Origin of the sequence: uncultured Mailhella sp., from assembly GCF_944324995.1 — a bacterium.
Classification (GTDB): domain Bacteria; phylum Desulfobacterota; class Desulfovibrionia; order Desulfovibrionales; family Desulfovibrionaceae; genus Mailhella.
On record NZ_CALUYL010000005.1, the window covers coordinates 20,572 to 38,464 of the forward strand.

Sequence of the window (17,893 nt, forward strand, 5' to 3'; positions counted from 1 at the left end):
CCTGCCCCGCACGGCGCGCCGCAAGGGAAAACAAGCATCGGAGAAACATCCCATGAACAATACGGTTGACGAACTGACGGTGGATTACGAAGAAGACGGCATTCTCAAGATCAAGGAAATCGACAAGGAAATCCTTTCCAAGGGAGCCTGGGCCACTGTGCTGTTCCGCTACCGCGAGTGGCAGGAAAACGACACCTACGGCCCCGATCGCTACGTGATACGCCGTTATAAGAAGTCCGGCGGCGAATACCGCCAGCAGTCGAAGTTTACCATTTCCAGCAACGATCAGGCCCGCCGCATCGTGGACGCCCTGAGCCGCTGGATGTCCGACGAAAACGGGGAGAAATAAGCCTCCCCTCTGGCGGCCCGATCCATTCCGGGCCGCCGCAAGGAGTTTTCATGGCCGAATGTCGACGCCGTTTCCTTTCCGAAGCCCGTCAAAAGGTGCTTCACCAGCTCATTTCCGGATGGAAGCGCCGCGGCTCCTCCCTGCTTCAGGTGGGACTCAACGCCGGCTTTTCCCCGGAATTCTTCTGGGAGGCGGGCTTCGACGTGACCGCCCTCGACCGTTCCCCCGCCTGCCTTTCCGCCGCCAGAGCGCAAACCGGCGACCGCGTGGAATACGTGTGCGGCAGCGCTGAACGCCTGCCCTTCGACGACGGCTTCTTCGACTACGCCGTGCTCGTTCACCACGGCCTCGCCCCCACCCCCGCAGGCGAAGCCGTGCTCCGCGAAGCCCTGCGCGTCGCCGCCCGCGGCATCATCATCATGGAGTGGAACCGCTTCTCCCTCGCCGGCGTTCCGAAAAGCGCCCTCGAACACTGGGAATCCCCCGCCGCCACGGATGACGACGCCTGCGCCGTCTGCGGCGAACCCGCCAAAGGCTCCAAGCCCTGGGACCTCTACGCCATGGTCCGCCGCGCCTGCCCCGGCCGCTGCGTCAGCCTCGTCTCCGCCCTCCCCCTCTGGGAAGCCTCCTGGCCCGACGGCTCCTCCGGCCTGCTCGCCTCGCTCCGACACGCCGCCTCCCCCCTCAACCTCGCTCCCCTCCCCCACCCCTTCGGAGCCCTCCTCGGCATGAAGGTCGACTGGGCCCCCGTCCCCCTCACTCCCATCGGCATGCTCAAATCCGCCGCCGCCTCCCTCTGCGCTCCCCCCAAGCCCTCCCGTGAACAGGTCATGGGCCGCAACCCCCTCCCGTGAAAGGCAGAAAAGGCAGAGAAGACAGAAAAGGCATGCGGGGGAAATAATTCCCCCCGCGCCCCCCTGTTTCCGCCGAAGGCTTCGCCCTCGGCGGGCGGGAGCGTGAAGGCAAAGGGCGTTGCCGAAGACGGACGGAAGTTCGGAAAGGCAGGGACTGCGGATGCCGGAGTGCTTGGCAGGCGCTGTTCGGGCTGCGGACTCAGTGCAGGTGTGCGCTCTGCGCCCACCTGCGGTGGCCGACTCCTGTCCGGCCTGCGCCGGACAGTCGTGTCAAAGGATGGGATTTCCAGATGTTGGGGGGGGGGGAGAAACATCGAGTGTTGCGAAAGCAGACCGAAAAATGTTCTTTCAACGCTCTGGGAAACGTGTTCAATTATTCCTCTCCCTTTGCCTATCTCCCCTTGTCGACCTTCCCCCCCCTTAAAAATTAAAAAGTTTTGAAAGGAGAGATGGGGGCGCGGGGGAAGAGAGGGAAAATTTTTCAAAATTTTCCCTCTCTTCCCCCGCATTTTCTCCCCTCATCCTGCGCATTTTCTTGACATGAACATGGGGGGACGTACATGATGGGCGGACAGGCAAGGAGGCTTGTCATGACGACGGTACTTTACCGCAAGGGCGATCTGGAATTTTGTTTCAGCGACAAGTTTGAGGGAAAGTTTCTGGTATCGCTGCTGGAGAACATGAAGGAAAAGCTTCTCAACGAAGAGTGGGACGACTACGACGAGTTTCATCACTGTTGCAAGATCATCCACGATTTCAGCGAGAAGCCCGGGCTGGTGATGGATTTTCACACGTTGCGGCGCGGCGACGAGCAGCTCGGCATGGTGATGCTGACGCATGGTGCGATAGATCCGGACATTTATGCGTGTTCGGGGTTGTCCATTTCCGATCCTCCGGCTCAGGTGGCGCTGCTGAGCTACTTTCACATTGCGCCGGCGGGGCGCGGGAACGGAACGTTCTGGCTGCGTGATCTCATCATGCCGTTCTATGCCGATCAGGGCTACACGGCGGTGTATTTGAAGACCAGTCATCCGAAGGCGTTTCCGCTGTACGACAGGCTCGGCGCGGTCATCGGCAACTACACGTTTCCCAGCGACAACGGGGAGCACATGCGTGTAGGCCGCATTTATCGACTTCCGCTTGTGGAGCGTCCGCTGCCCGAGGCCTGATGATGCCCAGCATAGTTTTCGACATGGACGGGGTTCTTGTGGACTCCGAGCGTCTGGTTTTGCGCTCCTGGGAATGCGTGGGGCGCGATCTGGGGCTTGACGGTCTGCACGACCTGTTTTTCCGCTGCATCGGGACCACGCACGCCAGCACGCAGAAGCTGTTTGCGGCGGTGTACGGCGACGCGCTTGACTATCAGGCGTTTCGCGCGCGCACGCGGGTGTACTACATGGAGTTCACGAAGAACGGCGTGCCGCTCAAGCCCGGGGTGATGGAGCTGCTTTCGTGGCTGAAGGAACGGGGCTGGCGTACGGGGCTTGCGAGTTCCTCCCGGGAAGCCAACGTACGGCACAACATGGAAGTCACGGGCATGGGGCCGTATTTCGACACGCTGGTGTGCGGCGACATGCTCACGGCGAGCAAGCCTGCGCCGGACATTTACCTGCGGGCGTGCGCGGAACTCGGCGTGGAGCCTTCGCAGTCCTACGCGGTGGAGGATTCGCGCAACGGCATTCTGTCCGCCAGCGCGGCGGGCATGAAGGCGCTTCTTGTGCCGGACATGGTTCCGCCGGACGATCTCATGAAAAATCGCGCTTCGGGCGTGTTTCCCGATCTTTTCGCCGTTCGGGACTATCTGTCTCAGGAGACGGGCGAGGCATGATTCAGGATATTGCGCCCTGGCGCTTCGGCAACGAATTTCTTTCGGCGGTGCCTTCCGACGACGACAACGTGCTTGACGTGACGTCGGAAGGCCTTTTGCTGCGCAAGAACGGGCTGCGCGTGCCCACGGTGCGCGAATGGCGGGCCATGAACGCGGGAGCAGGCCTTGTGTACGCCTTCCGTCTGATGCGCCGCGAAGAATCGGAACGGGGCGATGCGCCCATGACGGAGCGCGCATGCGCCGAGGGCCGGGAAGCGCGATTTTTTCTTGCGCTGCGGCAAGGGGACGACGCGTCCGCCGCGCCTTCACTCTGGCAGCGCACGCCGCCTTCCGAACTGCGGGCGCAGGCCGCGCCTCTGCCTCTTGCGGCGGCCACGGCGCAGCATCTTGCGCACTGGTACGCCACGCATCGCTTCTGCGGGCGCTGCGGCGGGCCCGTGCGTCCTTCGTCCAAGGAACGGGCGCTGGAGTGCCCCGCCTGCGGCGAAGTGATCTATCCGGTGATTGCTCCCTGCATTCTGGCGGCGGTCACGAACGGCGACAAGCTGCTTCTCACCCGCTACGCGCGGCCCGGAGCGACGCGCCTCGTGCTGGTGGCGGGATTCGTGGAAATAGGCGAAACCGCCGAGCAGGCCGCCGCGCGCGAAGTGATGGAGGAAACGGGACTCCGCATCAGAAATCTGCGCTACGCGGGCAGTCAGCCGTGGGGATTCTCCGGCACGATGGCCGTGGGATTCTTTGCGGAGCTCGACGGCCCGGAAGATATCCGCCTCGATGCCTCGGAACTGGCCGAGGCCCGCTGGGTGAAGCGGGCCGACATTCCCCCCTGCCCCGACGACTCTTCGCTCACCATGAACATGATCTCGCGCTTTGCCAGAGGCGAAGTGTGAGCCTACGCGCGGCGGCCCCTCCCCCCCAAAAAACGGAGGAGCACTGAGAGACTTTCGCCGCGGCGGCTCCTGCGCGGAATCCGAAGCGGCGGAACGTCGGCGGCCCGGACCAGCGCCTGAACGGCACAAGACCGAGGCGGCCTTTCAGCTGCGAGCTCATCGCAAAAAACGAGGCGTCCCGAGTGAAATTCCGGGCGACTTCGGCGCGGAGCCCGGGCGATGCGGGCCGCATGAAGGCGCCTTCGACGCGCCGGGAGTTCCAGAAGACTGGCGCTCCGGTCGCATGATTCGAGGCTTTCCATCCGAAATTCCCTGTTAACGCCGTGCGGATCGGGGCCGATTCTCCTGAATTTCCGGAGAAATTCGCGAAAATCGAAAAAAATTGCGAAAATGGCCCATTTTCCCCTTGCCAAACGCCGAGCCTTCCTATACAAAGTCTTTCGTCACGCCGAGGTAGCTCAGTTGGTAGAGCAGGGGACTGAAAATCCCCGTGTGGGCAGTTCGATTCTGTCCCTCGGCACCACGCAATGATAAGAAAGGGTTACGGCTGAACGGCTGTAACCCTTATTTTTTTATTCTTCCAAAGAGAAAAACGTCGCGGCCTCCCCGCAAGCCTCCCATCTTCCGCCCTCCCCTTGAGCACCAGAACGCTCGGGAAACGTTGAATGTCCCATTCTCCCCCCCACAGGAAGCATGGGACGTTTTATTATGGCTCCCCCCTGCCCTTCAAAACTGCATGATGAGGGTGATTCCGGCCCTGGACTTAAACGCCAGGACCGCCCTTGAAGGGGCGGTCCGACGCGGAGAACTTGCGGCTGCAGTCACATCCGATGGCCGCGGGGAGAACTCTCCTCCGGCTGTTTTCTGCAGCAGGAAAAGTATGTCCGATTCAGATCACATTTTTCCGTCAGAGCAGGAAGAGGCAGACCTGTGGAACAAAGGCGATGAGCACGGTAACGCCGAGCATGGCGCATATGAACGGTCCGGCAGCGCGGCATACGGCGCTGAAGGGAGTGCCGGTCATGGCGCAGGCCATGAACAGGTTGATTCCTACAGGAGGCGTAATGACGCCGCAGACAATGGTAGTGACGAAGACTACGCCGAAGTGGATGGGATTGATGCCGACAGCCGTAACGATGGGCATGAGCACGGGAGTCATGAGCAGAATGGCGGAGGAAACTTCCATGAAGCATCCGAGAAGGATGAACAGGAGCACGAACAGAGCCATAAGAATGTACTTGTTCGTGGTAATGCCGGTAATATAGCCGGCAATGACGGCGTCGGCCTGGAAGTATACGAGCACCTGACCGAGTACGAGGGCACCGATGACGATGAGGAAGATCATGCCGGTGGAGCGCAGAGAGCTCATGAAGATTTTTCCGGCCAGCTCCCAGGTCATGTTGCGGGTAATGAAGCATTCCACGAACAGGCTGTACACTACGGCGACGCCGCCGGCTTCCGTGGGCGTGGTAATGCCGCCGTAGATGCCGCCGAGAACGATGACGGGAACAAGCAGCGCCCACTTCGCATTCCACAGAGCCCTGCCTCGTTCACCCCAGGAAGCTCTGGGAGCAAGGCGACCGTAACCGTAGCGCCTGCTGTAGTAGTATGACACGCCCATGAAGGCCACGGCAATGAGAATACCGCCGGGAATCATGGCTATGAACAGATCGCTGATGGATGCGCCGGACATGGAACCGAAGAGAATGACCGCGATGCTCGGAGGAATGATGGGACCGAGCGCGCCGCCTGCGGCGCAGAGGGCGGCAGAAAAAGGCTCAGGATACCCTTCTTCCTTCATGGAAGGAAGAACCATGCCGCCCACGGCTGCGAGCGTTGCCGGAGCCGATCCGCAGAGAGCGCCGTAGAAAAGACTGGTCATGACGGAAATATGGGCGAGGCCGCCGTGCATATGGCCGACGAGCGTTCTGGAGAACTGAAGAAGCACTCTTGCCAGCGTTCCCTGAGACATGATTTCTCCGGCGATGACGAAGAAGGGAATGGCCAGCAGTGGAACGGATTCAAACGTACTGTAAAAGATGCCGGAAAAAATGGCCATGGGTACGTCGCCGATGACAACCGCAGCCATGGCTGCCAAAGAAAGAGCCACACCTATCTGCACGCCGATGGCAAGAAGCACCACGAGCAGCACGAACATTACGAGAAGAGGAGTCGCCATGTTGACCTTCTACTTGTTTACGGGAGTCTTGAGCAGTTTGATGAGATTTCTCAGGCAGTACAGCGACATGGCCAGGAAACTCAGCGGAATGGCCGTGGAAACCAGCGCAATGGGAACGGGCACGGTAATGGCGTATTGCTCCATGTCCATGGTTTCCAGCACGAGTTCCACGCCGAGCCATGCAAGCACGAGGCAGAAGATGATGACGACGACCATATTTATAACGTCGAACACTCTGCGTACTGAAGGCGACATATACATGAGCAGCGTGTCGATGCGCAGATGGGAGTCATTTTCCATGGCGAGAATGATTCCGATGTACGATACCCAGAGGAAGATGAACGAATAGACTTCTTCGCTCCAGGAGAAGGCATGTCCCAGGCAGTAACGGGAAATAACGCTGACAAACAGTACCGCGATGAGGCAGGCAAAGGCCGCGCTGCCCACGTAGAAGAGGATTTTGGTAATCCTGTCAACGATGGACGTTTTCATAACCATCCCTTTGGTAAGAAAGATTTATCTGCAGGCCGGGAGCGGGCCGCCGCCCTGGAACATTCCGGAAATCCGGACTGGAGGCGACCCGTCGAACCGAAAAGAATGTTCTGAGCGGCCCCGGACTACTTGAGGCTGGAATATTCACTGTAGAGCTTTTCCACCCACTCGCCGGGAACATGGGAGAAGTCCTTGTACACGTCCTTGACGGCGGCCGTCCAACGATTGCGTTCTTCTTCGCCCGGCACGAATACGGGATGACCTTCGGCAGCGAGTTCATCCATCAGCCGTCTGTCGTCGTCATACATGGCTCTGATATTCTTGTTGCCGACTTCAATGATGATGTCCCTGATGGTGTTTCTGTCGGCTTCGGGGAGCTTGTCCCACCATCTGCGGTTGGCGATGACCACGGCGGTCATGGGCATGATGTCGAACTTGGACCAGTAGGGAGCAACACTGATGATGCTGGCGGTCACGCCCTGAGCGAGTTCGGGATCAACCCCTTCGATGACCTTCTGCTGAAGCGAGGTATAGCATTCCGTCCAGGCGAGCGGTACGGGAGCCATACCGAGCTTCTTCATGGTCGCAAGATGGATTTTGGAAGGCGTAACGCGCAGCTTGAGGCCTTTGGCGTCTTCAAGCGTCTTGACGGGACGGGTGAGCATGAACACGCGCGAAGAGGTGGCAAAGGCTCCGATGACGATGAGGTTCTTGCTGCTCGCGGCCTTGTAGATTTCCATGGAGGTAGGCCCGTTGAGCACCGAGGCCATGTCGGGATGGTATTTGGTGATGCCGGGCATATCCAACACATCCAGCTTGGGAAGAAAACCGGAAAGGTTGCCGGAACTGGAAACAAGGAAGTTGAGGTTGCCCGCATTGAGCAGCTTGACCTGAGCAGGAACGGGACCGAGCTTGCTGTCGTCATAGCTTTCCAGAGTATACCGACCGCCGGTGCGCTCCTTTATGGTGTCGCAAAGCTCATGCACGGCCTTGGTAATGATGCTGTCCGACGTGAAGGCATTGCCGATTTTCATGGAGGTTGCGGCATGGGATTCGCCGGCAAGACCGGCAAAGGGCATGGAAGCAAGCGCCAGAGCAACGAAAAGATGTTTCAGCATGGGGTCTCCTGTACGAAGTGTTGGTATGAGCCGTATTCAAAAACGTTACCAGCACTCAAGCAAGAATCATGCCAAACTGAAGGCGCCTCCCAAAAGAAAAAAACGGGAATTTCATCCCCCGACACCTCGGAGAACGTTTTCCACGACAGAATCATGTTACATTTTTTACAAGACTAGTTGTATTTTTGTAACATAAAAACTCTCTCATAACTATTTTATTTTATTTTTAAAAAAATATCATGTTACATTTTTTCATCGTTTTCTGACTCGTCGAAAGATATATCGTACTCCTTGAGCTTGCGAAACAGCGTTACTCTGTCAATTTTCAGGTGACGAGAAAGGGAAATCCTTGTCTTGTACAGCCTGACGGCCCGTGTGAGCAGAGCTTTTTCAAAATCCCGCTTCAGTTCCTTGAACGACGAGCGGAGTATCCTTTCATTGGAAAGAAACTCTTCCGAGGGAGGATTCTCCGGCTCCAAAATTTCGGGAGCTTTTTCCTGAATACTGTACAAGTCCTTTTTTTCTATGATATTTTTTCTCAGCGTAAGGACAAGGCCATGAATGAACTGATCCAGCTCACGCACGTTTCCGGGCCAGCCGTACGCAGTGAGGACTCCGGCGGCTTCGTCTGAAAGTCTCATGGGTCTGCCGTATTCACGCCCGTACTTGACAAGAAAATTCAAGGACATGGGAACAATGTCATCCCGATGTTCCCGCAGGGGAGGAATGGTGATGGGCAGAAGATTCAGGCGATAGTACAGATCCTTGCGGAATTTTCCCTCCTCGACTTCCTTTTTCAGCTCCCGGTTCGTTGCAGCAATGAAACGTACGTCTATTTTGACCGGACTTGTCGACCCCATGCGCAAAAGTTCCTTTTCCTGGAGCACGCGCAGCAGTCTGTTCTGCAGGTGGAAAGGAAGCTCCCCTATTTCATCAAGAAACAGCGTGCCTCCGTTGGCCGCCTCGATAAGTCCTATCTTTCCCTTGGAACTGCCGCCCGTGAAGGTTCCGGGCGCGTAGCCGAACAGTTCCGCCTCAATGAGATTCTCCGGCAGGCACGAGCAGTCCACCGTGACGAACTTCTTTGCTCTGCGCCCGCTCATGTCGTGGATTCTTCGAGCAAACATGCTCTTGCCCACGCCGGATTCCCCAAGCAGAAGCACGGTGGCCGGAGTGTCGGCGATGTATGTGATTTTCTGCATGAGTTCCTGCAGAACCGCGCTTTCCACAACGAAGCTGTCGGCCGCCGGAGCGGTGCCGAATCCGGCGGCAGAAAGCTGCCGTTTCTGCTCCTGAATTTCATCCTTAAGCCGTTCAAGTTCCGAAATATCCCTGCTCAGCGTGGCGACATACTGCACCTTTCCATCGTCTCCGAAGAGCGGGTAGGAGGTCAGTACATAGGTGCTGCCGTTTCTGCTCACGCAGGTGCCCTTCTGCACCTTTCCCGTCTTTACGACAGCAGGGTTGAGCGCTGCGGTGACTATTTTTTTCCGCAGCATCTGATGCACGTCGTAACTATTGAGATATTCAGCAGAAATGCCGCTAAGCTGCACATAGGCGTTATTGAAGAACACATGTCGGCCTTCGCTGTCGGTAATAACGCAGCCCTCGGTCATGAGTTCCAGCACGGCTTTATAACAGTCGCATCCGTTCATGAGAGCACTCCTGTTGGCATACTTCTTGCAAATGTGAAGAGGGAATTCTGATGCTGCCGGAAACTCCTCCTTCCGGCCTTTCCCTCATCTCCTTTTTTCAGAACAGAGGAAAACATTATGAGTCAAGCTGTCGAATGCTGCTGTTCCGCGACCGAAGAAACATATCATGACGGCGAAGTTCTCTCCGAACACGAAAAAAACGTGCTCGGACATGTGAACGTTCTTAAAAACGCCCATCCGCGCGTCTATCAGATTGTAAAAAGCTTTGAGAATACCACTCCCCGTCTCGATATCCAGCGGGGATTGTATTTTACTCAGAGCATGAAGGCAACCGTGGGACAGCCGCTTATCCTGCGCTGGGCAAAGGCTCTGCACCACATTGCCGAAAACATCGAAGTCTATATCGACGACAATCAGCTCCTCGCCGGCCGCATAGGCGCACAGAATACCAGATACGGCATTCTGTATCCTGAAGTCGAGGGGGATTTCTATCGTACCTTCCTCAGCAATCTCTCTTCCCGCGAAGGCAACCATGTAATCCTCACTCCCGAAGATCACAAGATCATCAATGAGGAAATAGGACCGTTCTGGGAAGGCAAAACCTACCATGAAAACTTCACGGCGGCCCTTCCCGACGATATCCGGGATTTTCTTTTCCTGAATCGCGAAGGCACGGAATCAAGGTTCATCGTTCAGGAACAGTCGGGCTACCGCTCTTCCCTGCAATGGGTGCATGACTACGGCACGGCCATAAACCGGGGCTTTGCGGCCATACGCGACGAATCGCAGGCAAGACTCGACAGCCTTGATCTGGACAACCCCAGAAACGTCATTGAGAAGAAGCCGTTCCTCGAGGCCATGGTCATCGTATGCGACGCCATCATTCTCTGGGCGCACCGTCATGCCGAACTGGCCCGAAGCATGGCCGCTCAGGAAACTGATCCCGTACGCCGGGAAGAGCTGCTCGTCATCGCCGAAAACTGCGATCAGGTTCCCGCCTATCCTGCCAGGAACTTCCACCAGGCCGTGCAGTGTCAGTGGTTCGTGCAGATGTTCTCCAGACTGGAACAGCGTACCGGAACCACCATTTCCAACGGCCGCATGGATCAGTATCTCTACCCTCTGTTCAAGCAGGACATGGAAAACGGCTCGCTCACGGAAGAAAGAGCGCTGGAACTGCTTGAATGCATGTGGGCCGGCATGTCGCAGTTCGTGGAGCTGTACATCAGCTCTCAGGCCAATGCCTTCTTCCAGGGCTATGCGCACTGGGAGGCCGTAAGCATTGGCGGACAGGACCGCAACGGCAATGACGCCACCAATGAACTTTCTCACCTTCTGCTCAAGTCCAAGCGCGAATTTCCCAGCCACTATCCCGACCTTGCCGCACGCGTTCATTCCCGCACGCCCGACTCCTTCCTTGCCGACATTGCCGAAACCATCAAGTTCGGCAGCGGTTTTCCGAAGCTGCTCAACGACGAGGAAGTCATTCCCCTGCTGGTGAGTCAGGGAGCGCCCATGGGCGACGCTCTGGACTACTCCGTGAGCGGCTGCACGGAAGTGCGCATGCCCAACAGAGACACCTATACTTCCGGCGGCGGCATGATCAACCTCGCAGCCGCCATCGAGCTTGCGCTCAACAACGGCCGCATGAAGAAATACGGCGACAAGCTGCTCGGCATGGAAACCGGTGATCCGCGGAACATGAAGACCTGGGACGAGTTCTGGGAAGCCGTAAAGGTCCAGCTCAACAACTTCATGCGCATCATCTTTGCGGTGCAGTACGTCATCAACAAGGAACGTCCCAAACATTTTGCCCAGCCCATGGCGTCGGCGCTTCATGCCTTGTGCCGCAAGCACTGCATGGATCTGCACAGTGAGCACATTCCTGAAGGCTATGAAGTGGCCTGCTCCGACTTCGTGGGCTATTCCACGCTCATAGACAGCCTTGCCGCCGTGAAGAAGCACGTCTATGAAGACAGGGACATCTCCATGGACGAACTTCTTGCGGCCCTCAATGCCGACTTTGAAGGGCATGAAAAGACGCAGGAACTGCTCAGTCACAGTCCCGCATACGGAAACAACGATCCCTACGCCGACTCCATCGGCAAGGACATAGACCGTGTTCTGGAAGAATACAGTCTCGCCCACAAGGACGAACTCGGCTTCCTCATGCAGATACGGTATGTGACGGTAACGGCCCATGTGCCGAACGGCCGTGTGGTGTCGGCCACCCCCAACGGAAGAAAGGCATGGTCGCCGCTCTCCGAAGGTGCCTCCGCGGGCTACAGCACCGACGCCCATGGTCCTACGGCGCTTCTGCTCAGCAATGCCGCCGTCAAGAACCGCGATCTCATTGCAAGAGCCGGTCGAGTTCTGAACATCAAGTTCAGCCCGAAAACCCTTGAGGGCAAGGCCGGAACACGTCACCTGATGGACTTCATCCGCACCTTCGTCGATCTCAAGCTCTGGCATGTGCAGTTCAACATCGTGAACCGCGCCACGCTCATCCGTGCCAAGAAGGAGCCTCAGAAGTACCGCAACCTGATCGTCCGTGTTGCCGGCTACAGCGCCTTCTTCGTCGACCTGACGAGCGACCTGCAGGATGACATCATCAACCGAACCGAACAGGACAACATCTGAGGCACTGCCGGATGAGGGCAGTCGTCCTCATCCGGCAGCCACGGAGCCCGCGGCATGAACAGTGATCTGACCACTTCAGGATATGTTTTCAACATTCAGAACTTCAACATTCACGACGGACCGGGCATCCGCACGCTGGTCTTTCTTAAAGGCTGTCCGCTGCGCTGCGCATGGTGCAGCAATCCCGAATCGCAGGAATCCCGTCCCCAGCTTGTGGTCAAGAACACGCTGTGCATGGGAACAGACAAGTGCGGAGACTGCATAGGCATATGCCCGCGGGGAGCGCTTTCCGCAGGCGTGGACGGCAAGCCCGTGCTCGATCGGAATCTGTGCAGCGACTCGTGTGCCCGCCCCTGCCGCGGAGTATGCCCGTCGAAGGCGATGTTTCTTTTCGGCGAGCGCATGAGCGTGGCGGAGGTGATGAATATTGTGGAAAGCGAACGTGATTTCCATGCACGTTCGGAAGGCGGCCTTACGGTTTCCGGCGGCGAACCCTTCATGCAGCCGGACTTTCTGCTTGCGCTGCTTCGGCAGGCGGAACGCCGCTATATCAATACCGCCGTGGAAACCACGGCCTTCTGCCGCTACGAGACGTTTGAAAACATCGCAGAACATCTCGATACCGTGATCTGCGACATCAAGCACATGGATGCCGAAATGCACAAACGGCATACGGGCGTGGACAATGCGCTGATTCTGGAGAATATCCGTACGCTGGCGCAGCGTCGTCCGCATCTCGACATTCTGATCAGAACGCCGGTCATTCCCGGCGTGAACGATACCGATGAGGCCATAACGGCCATTGCCTGCTTTGTGGAACGGCTTTCCCCGTCGGTCCGCTACGAAATGCTTCCGTATCACCGTCTCGGGGCCAACAAGTATGCCATGCTGAGCAGGCCCTATCCCATGGGCAATGTCTCGCTTCCCGGAGAAAAAATGCGACACCTGGTCGGTGTGGCAGCTTCTCTTCTGGGGGAACGACTGGTCAACGAACATTGATCGTTCATGCAGAAAAGGAGAGCACTCATGAAAGTCATGGCCTTCAATGGAAGTCCGAGGAAAAACGGCAATACGGCCGCACTGCTTCGCCGCTGTCTCGCCGCAGTGGAAGCCGAAGGAGTGGAAACCAGGTTCATTCAGCTCGGAGGCAGCGGCATACAGCCCTGCCGGGGATGCAATGCGTGCCGAAAAAACGACAGAGAAGAGTGCATCATAAAAAATGATCCTCTGAACGCCTGGTATGCGGAAATGAAGGAGGCCGACGGCATCATTCTGGCCTCTCCCACCTATATCTGGGGCGTCACGGGCGAAATGAAGATATTCCTCGACCGGGCCACCTATCTTGCCAGAGCCAGACTCCGTGCAGGCAACCTCGAAGGTTCTCTGAAGAACAAGGTGGGCGGCGCGCTTGCCTGTCATGCGTTCACCGGCGGCGTCAATGCCATTCAGCAGATGCACAGCATGTTCTTCAATGTTCAGATGATCGTTCCGGGCGTGAGCTACTGGCCCGTGGCCACCGGGCTTCAGCCCGGAGACGTGGAACAGGATGCCGGAGGCCTCCGTTATGCGGAGGAGCTGGGACGAGCTGTGGCGCGACTCGTCAGAAGGCTCGACGCCACGAAGAATCTCGCCTGACGACTCGGCGTCCGCGATGCACGACTCGTTGCCGGGGCATCCGTTCAGGGTTCCGGCAGGCCCTCTCTTCTGTCGGACACTGTCCGTTCACGCGGGACGAGCATGACGAAGTGATTTTCCGCCGCGTTTCTGCGGCATCTCCTTGTACGGGAATCACGCATCGCCTCCAGCCAGCCTCCGAGGCGTCCGCATTTTCTCTGTCTTCAATATTTCACACGGAAGGTTATTATGGAAATTCTGGATTTTCGTCTGCGGCCTCCCTACCGGAGCTTCACCAGACTCGGCATATTTCATCCCGTCTGCAATGAATCGGCGCCCCAGAAACATCACGCCGTTCCCAGCCGTTCGGCCGAAGAGCGGTCCATGGATCTGTTCTGGAAAGAAATGGATAAGGCCGGTATAAAAAAAGGCGTGGCCATTGGTCGACAGGTTCCCGACGATACAGCATCCGTCAGCAACGACGACATCCATGCCCTTGCCATGGAATTTCCCGACAAGATCATTCCTTTCGGCAGTCTGGACGTCTCCCGTGGCATTTCGGCAGCCATGGATGAGCTTGAGCGCTGCATAGATATGGGATTCAAGGGCGTTGCCATGGAACCGGCCTATTTCATGCCACCCCGACATGCCGACGCCAATGTACTGTATCCCGTTTATTCCCGCTGCGAAAAGGCGGGACTTCCCGTCGTACTGACCATGAGCTTCTTCCAAGGAAATCTGGATTATTCCAATCCCACGGCCGTGCAGCATGTGGCCCAGGATTTTCCTGATCTGCAGATAGTGCTGGCCCACAGCTGCTATCCCTGGATTCCCCATGTCTTTCAGGTCTGTCTTGTCTGCCCCAACGTGTGGCTGCTGCCGGACATCTACATGATGAATCCCGACGCCCCCGGCAATCAGATGTACGCCGAGGCCATGCGCTGGCTTGACGGAGAAAGGGTGCTCTTCAGCTCCGCCTATCCCTGCTACAACATGGAGCAGGCTGTGCACGACGTGGAACGCTTCGGATTTTCCGAACGGCATCTGGAAAAATTCTTCCACGGCAACGCGGAAAGACTGCTGAACCGCATATGGTAAGGGTCGTTCCGCCGTCCGCAGGCGCTGCGGCATGACGGAGCGGCACGGAGGAAACAGCGCCTTTCGTCGTGAAAAGCTCTGCAGCCATGCACCTCTCCCGAACGGTTTTCCGCCCCTCCGGACGGAATCCGCAACAGCACCTTTTCCGTATTTTTCCACAAAATAACAGCTGTTGCCTCTTGCCAAACGCGGAGCCTTCCTATACGAATCTTTCGTCGCGCCGAGGTAGCTCAGTTGGTAGAGCAGGGGACTGAAAATCCCCGTGTGGGCAGTTCGATTCTGTCCCTCGGCACCATATTTCGAGCCCGGAACATTGTTCCGGGCTTTTTGTTTTCCCGCAGGGAGCGCACGGGAACACCTTTCCGAAGCGCGCCTCTCCGGGCGGGACTGCCGGAACGTCTTTGCCCGTCCGCAGAAGGCGAGTTTTCCTCCCGAACGCCTCTGCTCCTCATATTCTCTTCTCCCCGTCCCCCCCTCCCCTCTGAGCACCCGCCTGCCCCGGACTGCCCTCCACGCGAGCTATGGTGTCATGACTGCGCCGGGCACTCCCCTTTCCCCTGCGCCGCCTCACGCTCGCCCGCTCCTGTCGCGCTCCAGCTCTCCCATGCTCTTCGGGCCGGGCGTGCCCCCTGCGGCTCTTTCCCCTGCGCGCTTCCCGCTCCTGCTGTCACGCCTCCCCTCTTTGCGGCTCGCCTGCCCAACGCACCTTGCCAAAAGGCACTTCCGGCGCACTCCGCCGACCAGACGCCGAGAGGCTGCGACGGCCAAAGCCGCCGCAGCCTCTCTCAGGCAAAAAGGAAGAAAGGAATGATGCGAGAAACGCCTTAGAAGCGCGTTTCCGGCCAGGTGTTGCGCACGCGCTCGGAAACCGAGAAATAACGATGCCACACGAACGCCACAACAGCCATGCCGACGAGAGTTCCCCAAAGCGAAGGGGAGGAATAGACAGCGAGCAGCACCTGCAGAAGCGACGCCCCCGGCACGGACAGCGTCAGCACGGCCGAGTACGCAAACGGCAGGCTCGCACTGAACACGGGCGTGAGAGCGATCATGGTCTTGATGCTCGACACGGCTCCCGGTTTCAGCCTGACCAGACGATACAGCGCCGCCGCGTAGGTGAGATACCACGCAAAGGTGAGCAGCGCGGCGACAAGCTCGCAGCGCCACAGCACGGGATGCATCGCCGACGAGAGATCCATCAGGCTTCGCAGCAGCGTGAACGTTATGCCCAGGGCCGTGAGCACGACATAGACCAGCAACCATCCGCCGATGCCGCGTTTCGGCTCCCGCCCGGCTCCCGCATTTCCGCCCATGAGCTATCTCCCCTTCTTTTTGTTCATTTCCTTGCCAAGCTTGTCCAGCAGCGAAAGCATTTCCTTGGAAGGTATGATCTTGTTCCACACCATCTTGTTGGTGAGGCGGCTCGTGCCCTGCGACCTGGCGAATTCCACGTGCTCGGCAAATGCCGCGAGATTGTTGCGGAAGTTGGTGTTGAGGCGGTCGTCGCCCACGTATTCCTTGCGCAGCTGAAGAATCTTGTTTTCCACGTCCTTGCGCGGATAGGCCGCAATTTCCTTCACGCTGAGCCGGTAGAAGTTGGTGGAGACTTCCAGATTCTTGTAGTGTTCGAGAATCTGTTCGCGCATCTGCCGTTCCTTGTCCGCGGGCAGATTGGGAATCTTCCGCTTCACGTCCCGAAGCGTGAAGTCGAGCTGATAGCAGCGGAACGCGATGTTCGACAGCGAGTCTGCCTTGTACACGGCCGAACGCAGCGAGCTCAGCAGATTGGCGTCTCTTTCGCGCGCCAGCGAGGCGTTCACGTCCTTGAGCAGGTCGCGGAACTGATCCAGATTGCTCTTCACGAACGGCGACGACGTGGCCGCGTAGATCTTTTCCAGTTCCTTGAGCGGATCGCCGTCCAGCTTGACGGTGACCAGTCTGTCCCCGCGGGAAGCAGGTTTTGCGGCGCTTTTCGCCTCGTCTGCGGCGGGCGCGGCCTCGGACGCAGCCTGCGGAGCCTGCGCAACTTCAGTCGCGGGCGCTTCGGCCGCCTTTTCTGCGGAGGCGGCGCTGCCGCTCAGGCGCTCATCTTCCTTGCTGATGGCCTCGGCGCGGCCCATGCCCGGAATGTTGATGGATGCGAGCACCACTCTCGCGCCCAGCGAGCGCGTGCTGTAGGGCTGAAACCTGCCGTCGCGCTCCTTCTGGAACATGCGCACTTCCACGCGCTTGCCGGGATAGACGTCCTTTTCATCGCCGGAGAGGAAGCTGCCGCCCTTGGCCAGCAGACCGCCTTCCGCGCCGTGCAGACGACGGATGTGCCCTCCCCCTTCCAGACTGTCGGAAATGGTGAAGCGGAATCCGCTCTGCACAAGTTCGGCCACGTTGCCCGCCATGTCGTAAATGCCCAGCGCGTTTGCCATGCGCGAGCCCACGGGCAGAGGGTTCTCGTAGCGCGAGCCGAACACCGCGTAGTCCTCCACGGTTTTGCCGTCGCCGAGCATGAAGTCGTTGTCCACTTCCATTTCCGGCGGCAGATTGCCGCCGCGCGCGGCGAATTCCCATTCCGTTTCCGTGGGCAGGCGGAAGAAGCCCGGCACGCCGTCGATGGCGGGCACGTCGCCCGCGTGTTCGGAGAGCAGCCATTCGTTGTAGCGGCGCAGAAATTCCTGAAGATCATACCAGGAAATGTCGCTCTTCGGCAGATCGCCCTTTTCCGTGACCGCAGCGCCGTCCATGACCGCGGCCCACTGCGCGTTGGTGATTTCGTACTTGCCGATGAAGTAATAGCAATAGGCGTCCTTTTCATCGGCGGGAAGTCTGCCCGCCCAGGCCGCGGGCAGATTTTCCTGCCGGAACGGCGCGCTCACGTGCGCGGTGCGACGCTTTTCGTAGAAGCCGCGGTTTTCGTCGGTGGAGCTCAGGCCCATGTTGAAGGACTTATCGCCGAGAAGGCCGTTCACAGGAATGGCCACGGGCCGCAGCACCATTTTCATGCCGCAGGGCATGGGCAGTTCCAGATCGTCGGGCGCGGGCCGGGGATTGCAGAGGGCCGCGGGATCCGCCGCCTGAGCGGCTTCCTTCCTGGCGGACTTGAGCGCGGCTTCGCCCACGGAGGGCAACAGAAGAAGCCCCGCAGCAAGCATGGAAACAATGACCGTTCTTTTCAGCATGAC

Annotated in this window: 15 protein-coding genes and 2 tRNA genes; 11 read left to right on the forward strand and 6 right to left on the reverse strand. The window is 58.4% G+C overall.

The annotated features are described in order from the left end of the window. Positions 1-52 precede the first annotated feature (52 nt). The 6 genes from Q0K02_RS03735 to Q0K02_RS03760 all read left to right on the forward strand — a co-directional run bounded on the left by Q0K02_RS03735 (position 53) and on the right by Q0K02_RS03760 (position 4,444). Positions 53-349, forward strand: a complete 297-nt coding sequence (locus Q0K02_RS03735) for a hypothetical protein (protein WP_294485204.1) — start codon at positions 53-55, stop codon at positions 347-349. A 50-nt stretch (positions 350-399) separates the two neighbouring features. After that, the gene (locus Q0K02_RS03740; RefSeq protein WP_294485206.1) at positions 400-1,203 is read left to right on the forward strand and encodes a class I SAM-dependent methyltransferase; all 804 of its coding nucleotides are present in this window, start codon (positions 400-402) and stop codon (positions 1,201-1,203) included. A 590-nt stretch (positions 1,204-1,793) separates the two neighbouring features. Then, positions 1,794-2,372: a hypothetical protein gene (locus Q0K02_RS03745; RefSeq protein ID WP_294485209.1), complete on the forward strand. Its 579-nt coding sequence runs from the start codon at positions 1,794-1,796 to the stop codon at positions 2,370-2,372. Between the two features lie 2 nt (positions 2,373-2,374). Further along, positions 2,375-3,031, forward strand: a complete 657-nt coding sequence (locus Q0K02_RS03750) for an HAD family phosphatase (protein ID WP_294485210.1) — start codon at positions 2,375-2,377, stop codon at positions 3,029-3,031. After that, a complete protein-coding gene (nudC, locus tag Q0K02_RS03755) occupies positions 3,028-3,921 on the forward strand; it encodes an NAD(+) diphosphatase (RefSeq protein WP_294485212.1) in 894 nt (297 codons plus the stop codon). Before Q0K02_RS03750 ends, nudC begins: the two co-directional genes overlap by 4 nt. Before the next feature lie 447 nt (positions 3,922-4,368). Further along, positions 4,369-4,444, forward strand: a tRNA-Phe gene (locus Q0K02_RS03760). Positions 4,445-4,828: 384 nt separating this feature from the next. Here the strand turns inward: Q0K02_RS03760 and Q0K02_RS03765 are convergent. The 4 genes from Q0K02_RS03765 to Q0K02_RS03780 form a co-directional block, all read right to left on the reverse strand. Continuing rightward, positions 4,829-6,100, reverse strand: a complete 1,272-nt coding sequence (locus tag Q0K02_RS03765; protein WP_294485214.1) for a TRAP transporter large permease — start codon at positions 6,098-6,100, stop codon at positions 4,829-4,831. Between the two features lie 9 nt (positions 6,101-6,109). After that, a complete protein-coding gene (locus Q0K02_RS03770) occupies positions 6,110-6,592 on the reverse strand; it encodes a TRAP transporter small permease (RefSeq protein ID WP_294485215.1) in 483 nt (160 codons plus the stop codon). A gap of 125 nt (positions 6,593-6,717) precedes the next feature. Next, a complete protein-coding gene (locus tag Q0K02_RS03775; protein WP_294485217.1) occupies positions 6,718-7,710 on the reverse strand; it encodes a TRAP transporter substrate-binding protein in 993 nt (330 codons plus the stop codon). A gap of 242 nt (positions 7,711-7,952) precedes the next feature. Further along, entirely contained in the window at positions 7,953-9,365 is a 1,413-nt protein-coding gene (locus Q0K02_RS03780; protein WP_294485219.1) for a sigma 54-interacting transcriptional regulator, read from the reverse strand. Positions 9,366-9,482: 117 nt separating this feature from the next. On the opposite strand from Q0K02_RS03780, the gene Q0K02_RS03785 reads away from it, so the two are divergent. From Q0K02_RS03785 to Q0K02_RS03805, 5 genes are all read left to right on the forward strand, one after another. Further along, positions 9,483-12,005 (forward strand): pyruvate formate lyase family protein, encoded by a 2,523-nt coding sequence (locus Q0K02_RS03785; RefSeq protein ID WP_294485221.1) that lies wholly within the window; start codon positions 9,483-9,485, stop codon positions 12,003-12,005. 54 nt (positions 12,006-12,059) lie between these two features. Then, complete coding sequence (locus Q0K02_RS03790; protein WP_294485223.1) at positions 12,060-13,004, forward strand: glycyl-radical enzyme activating protein; 945 nt, start codon at positions 12,060-12,062, stop codon at positions 13,002-13,004. 27 nt (positions 13,005-13,031) lie between these two features. Further along, a complete protein-coding gene (locus Q0K02_RS03795) occupies positions 13,032-13,640 on the forward strand; it encodes a flavodoxin family protein (protein ID WP_294485225.1) in 609 nt (202 codons plus the stop codon). Between the two features lie 228 nt (positions 13,641-13,868). Then, on the forward strand, positions 13,869-14,717 hold the full coding sequence (locus tag Q0K02_RS03800; protein WP_294485226.1) for an amidohydrolase family protein: 849 nt from the start codon (positions 13,869-13,871) through the stop codon (positions 14,715-14,717). A 219-nt stretch (positions 14,718-14,936) separates the two neighbouring features. Continuing rightward, positions 14,937-15,012 (forward strand) — tRNA-Phe (locus Q0K02_RS03805). Between the two features lie 529 nt (positions 15,013-15,541). On the opposite strand, the gene Q0K02_RS03810 is transcribed toward Q0K02_RS03805, so the two are convergent. After that, on the reverse strand, positions 15,542-16,030 hold the full coding sequence (locus Q0K02_RS03810; RefSeq protein WP_294485228.1) for a DUF2569 family protein: 489 nt from the start codon (positions 16,028-16,030) through the stop codon (positions 15,542-15,544). 3 nt (positions 16,031-16,033) lie between these two features. Beyond that, positions 16,034-17,890 (reverse strand): SUMF1/EgtB/PvdO family nonheme iron enzyme, encoded by a 1,857-nt coding sequence (locus Q0K02_RS03815; RefSeq protein ID WP_294485230.1) that lies wholly within the window; start codon positions 17,888-17,890, stop codon positions 16,034-16,036. Positions 17,891-17,893: the final 3 nt, after the last annotated feature.

Coding starts and splice junctions, on each gene's coding strand:
- Q0K02_RS03810 (WP_294485228.1), bottom strand. CDS start 16,030: ATGGGCGGAAATGCGGGAGCCGGGCGGGAGCCGAAACGCGGCATCGGC.
- Q0K02_RS03790 (WP_294485223.1), top strand. CDS start 12,060: ATGAACAGTGATCTGACCACTTCAGGATATGTTTTCAACATTCAGAAC.
- Q0K02_RS03745 (WP_294485209.1), top strand. CDS start 1,794: ATGACGACGGTACTTTACCGCAAGGGCGATCTGGAATTTTGTTTCAGC.
- Q0K02_RS03775 (WP_294485217.1), bottom strand. CDS start 7,710: ATGCTGAAACATCTTTTCGTTGCTCTGGCGCTTGCTTCCATGCCCTTT.
- Q0K02_RS03750 (WP_294485210.1), top strand. CDS start 2,375: ATGCCCAGCATAGTTTTCGACATGGACGGGGTTCTTGTGGACTCCGAG.
- Q0K02_RS03735 (WP_294485204.1), top strand. CDS start 53: ATGAACAATACGGTTGACGAACTGACGGTGGATTACGAAGAAGACGGC.
- nudC (WP_294485212.1), top strand. CDS start 3,028: ATGATTCAGGATATTGCGCCCTGGCGCTTCGGCAACGAATTTCTTTCG.
- Q0K02_RS03780 (WP_294485219.1), bottom strand. CDS start 9,365: ATGAACGGATGCGACTGTTATAAAGCCGTGCTGGAACTCATGACCGAG.
- Q0K02_RS03770 (WP_294485215.1), bottom strand. CDS start 6,592: ATGAAAACGTCCATCGTTGACAGGATTACCAAAATCCTCTTCTACGTG.
- Q0K02_RS03795 (WP_294485225.1), top strand. CDS start 13,032: ATGAAAGTCATGGCCTTCAATGGAAGTCCGAGGAAAAACGGCAATACG.
- Q0K02_RS03740 (WP_294485206.1), top strand. CDS start 400: ATGGCCGAATGTCGACGCCGTTTCCTTTCCGAAGCCCGTCAAAAGGTG.
- Q0K02_RS03785 (WP_294485221.1), top strand. CDS start 9,483: ATGAGTCAAGCTGTCGAATGCTGCTGTTCCGCGACCGAAGAAACATAT.
- Q0K02_RS03800 (WP_294485226.1), top strand. CDS start 13,869: ATGGAAATTCTGGATTTTCGTCTGCGGCCTCCCTACCGGAGCTTCACC.
- Q0K02_RS03815 (WP_294485230.1), bottom strand. CDS start 17,890: ATGCTGAAAAGAACGGTCATTGTTTCCATGCTTGCTGCGGGGCTTCTT.
- Q0K02_RS03765 (WP_294485214.1), bottom strand. CDS start 6,100: ATGGCGACTCCTCTTCTCGTAATGTTCGTGCTGCTCGTGGTGCTTCTT.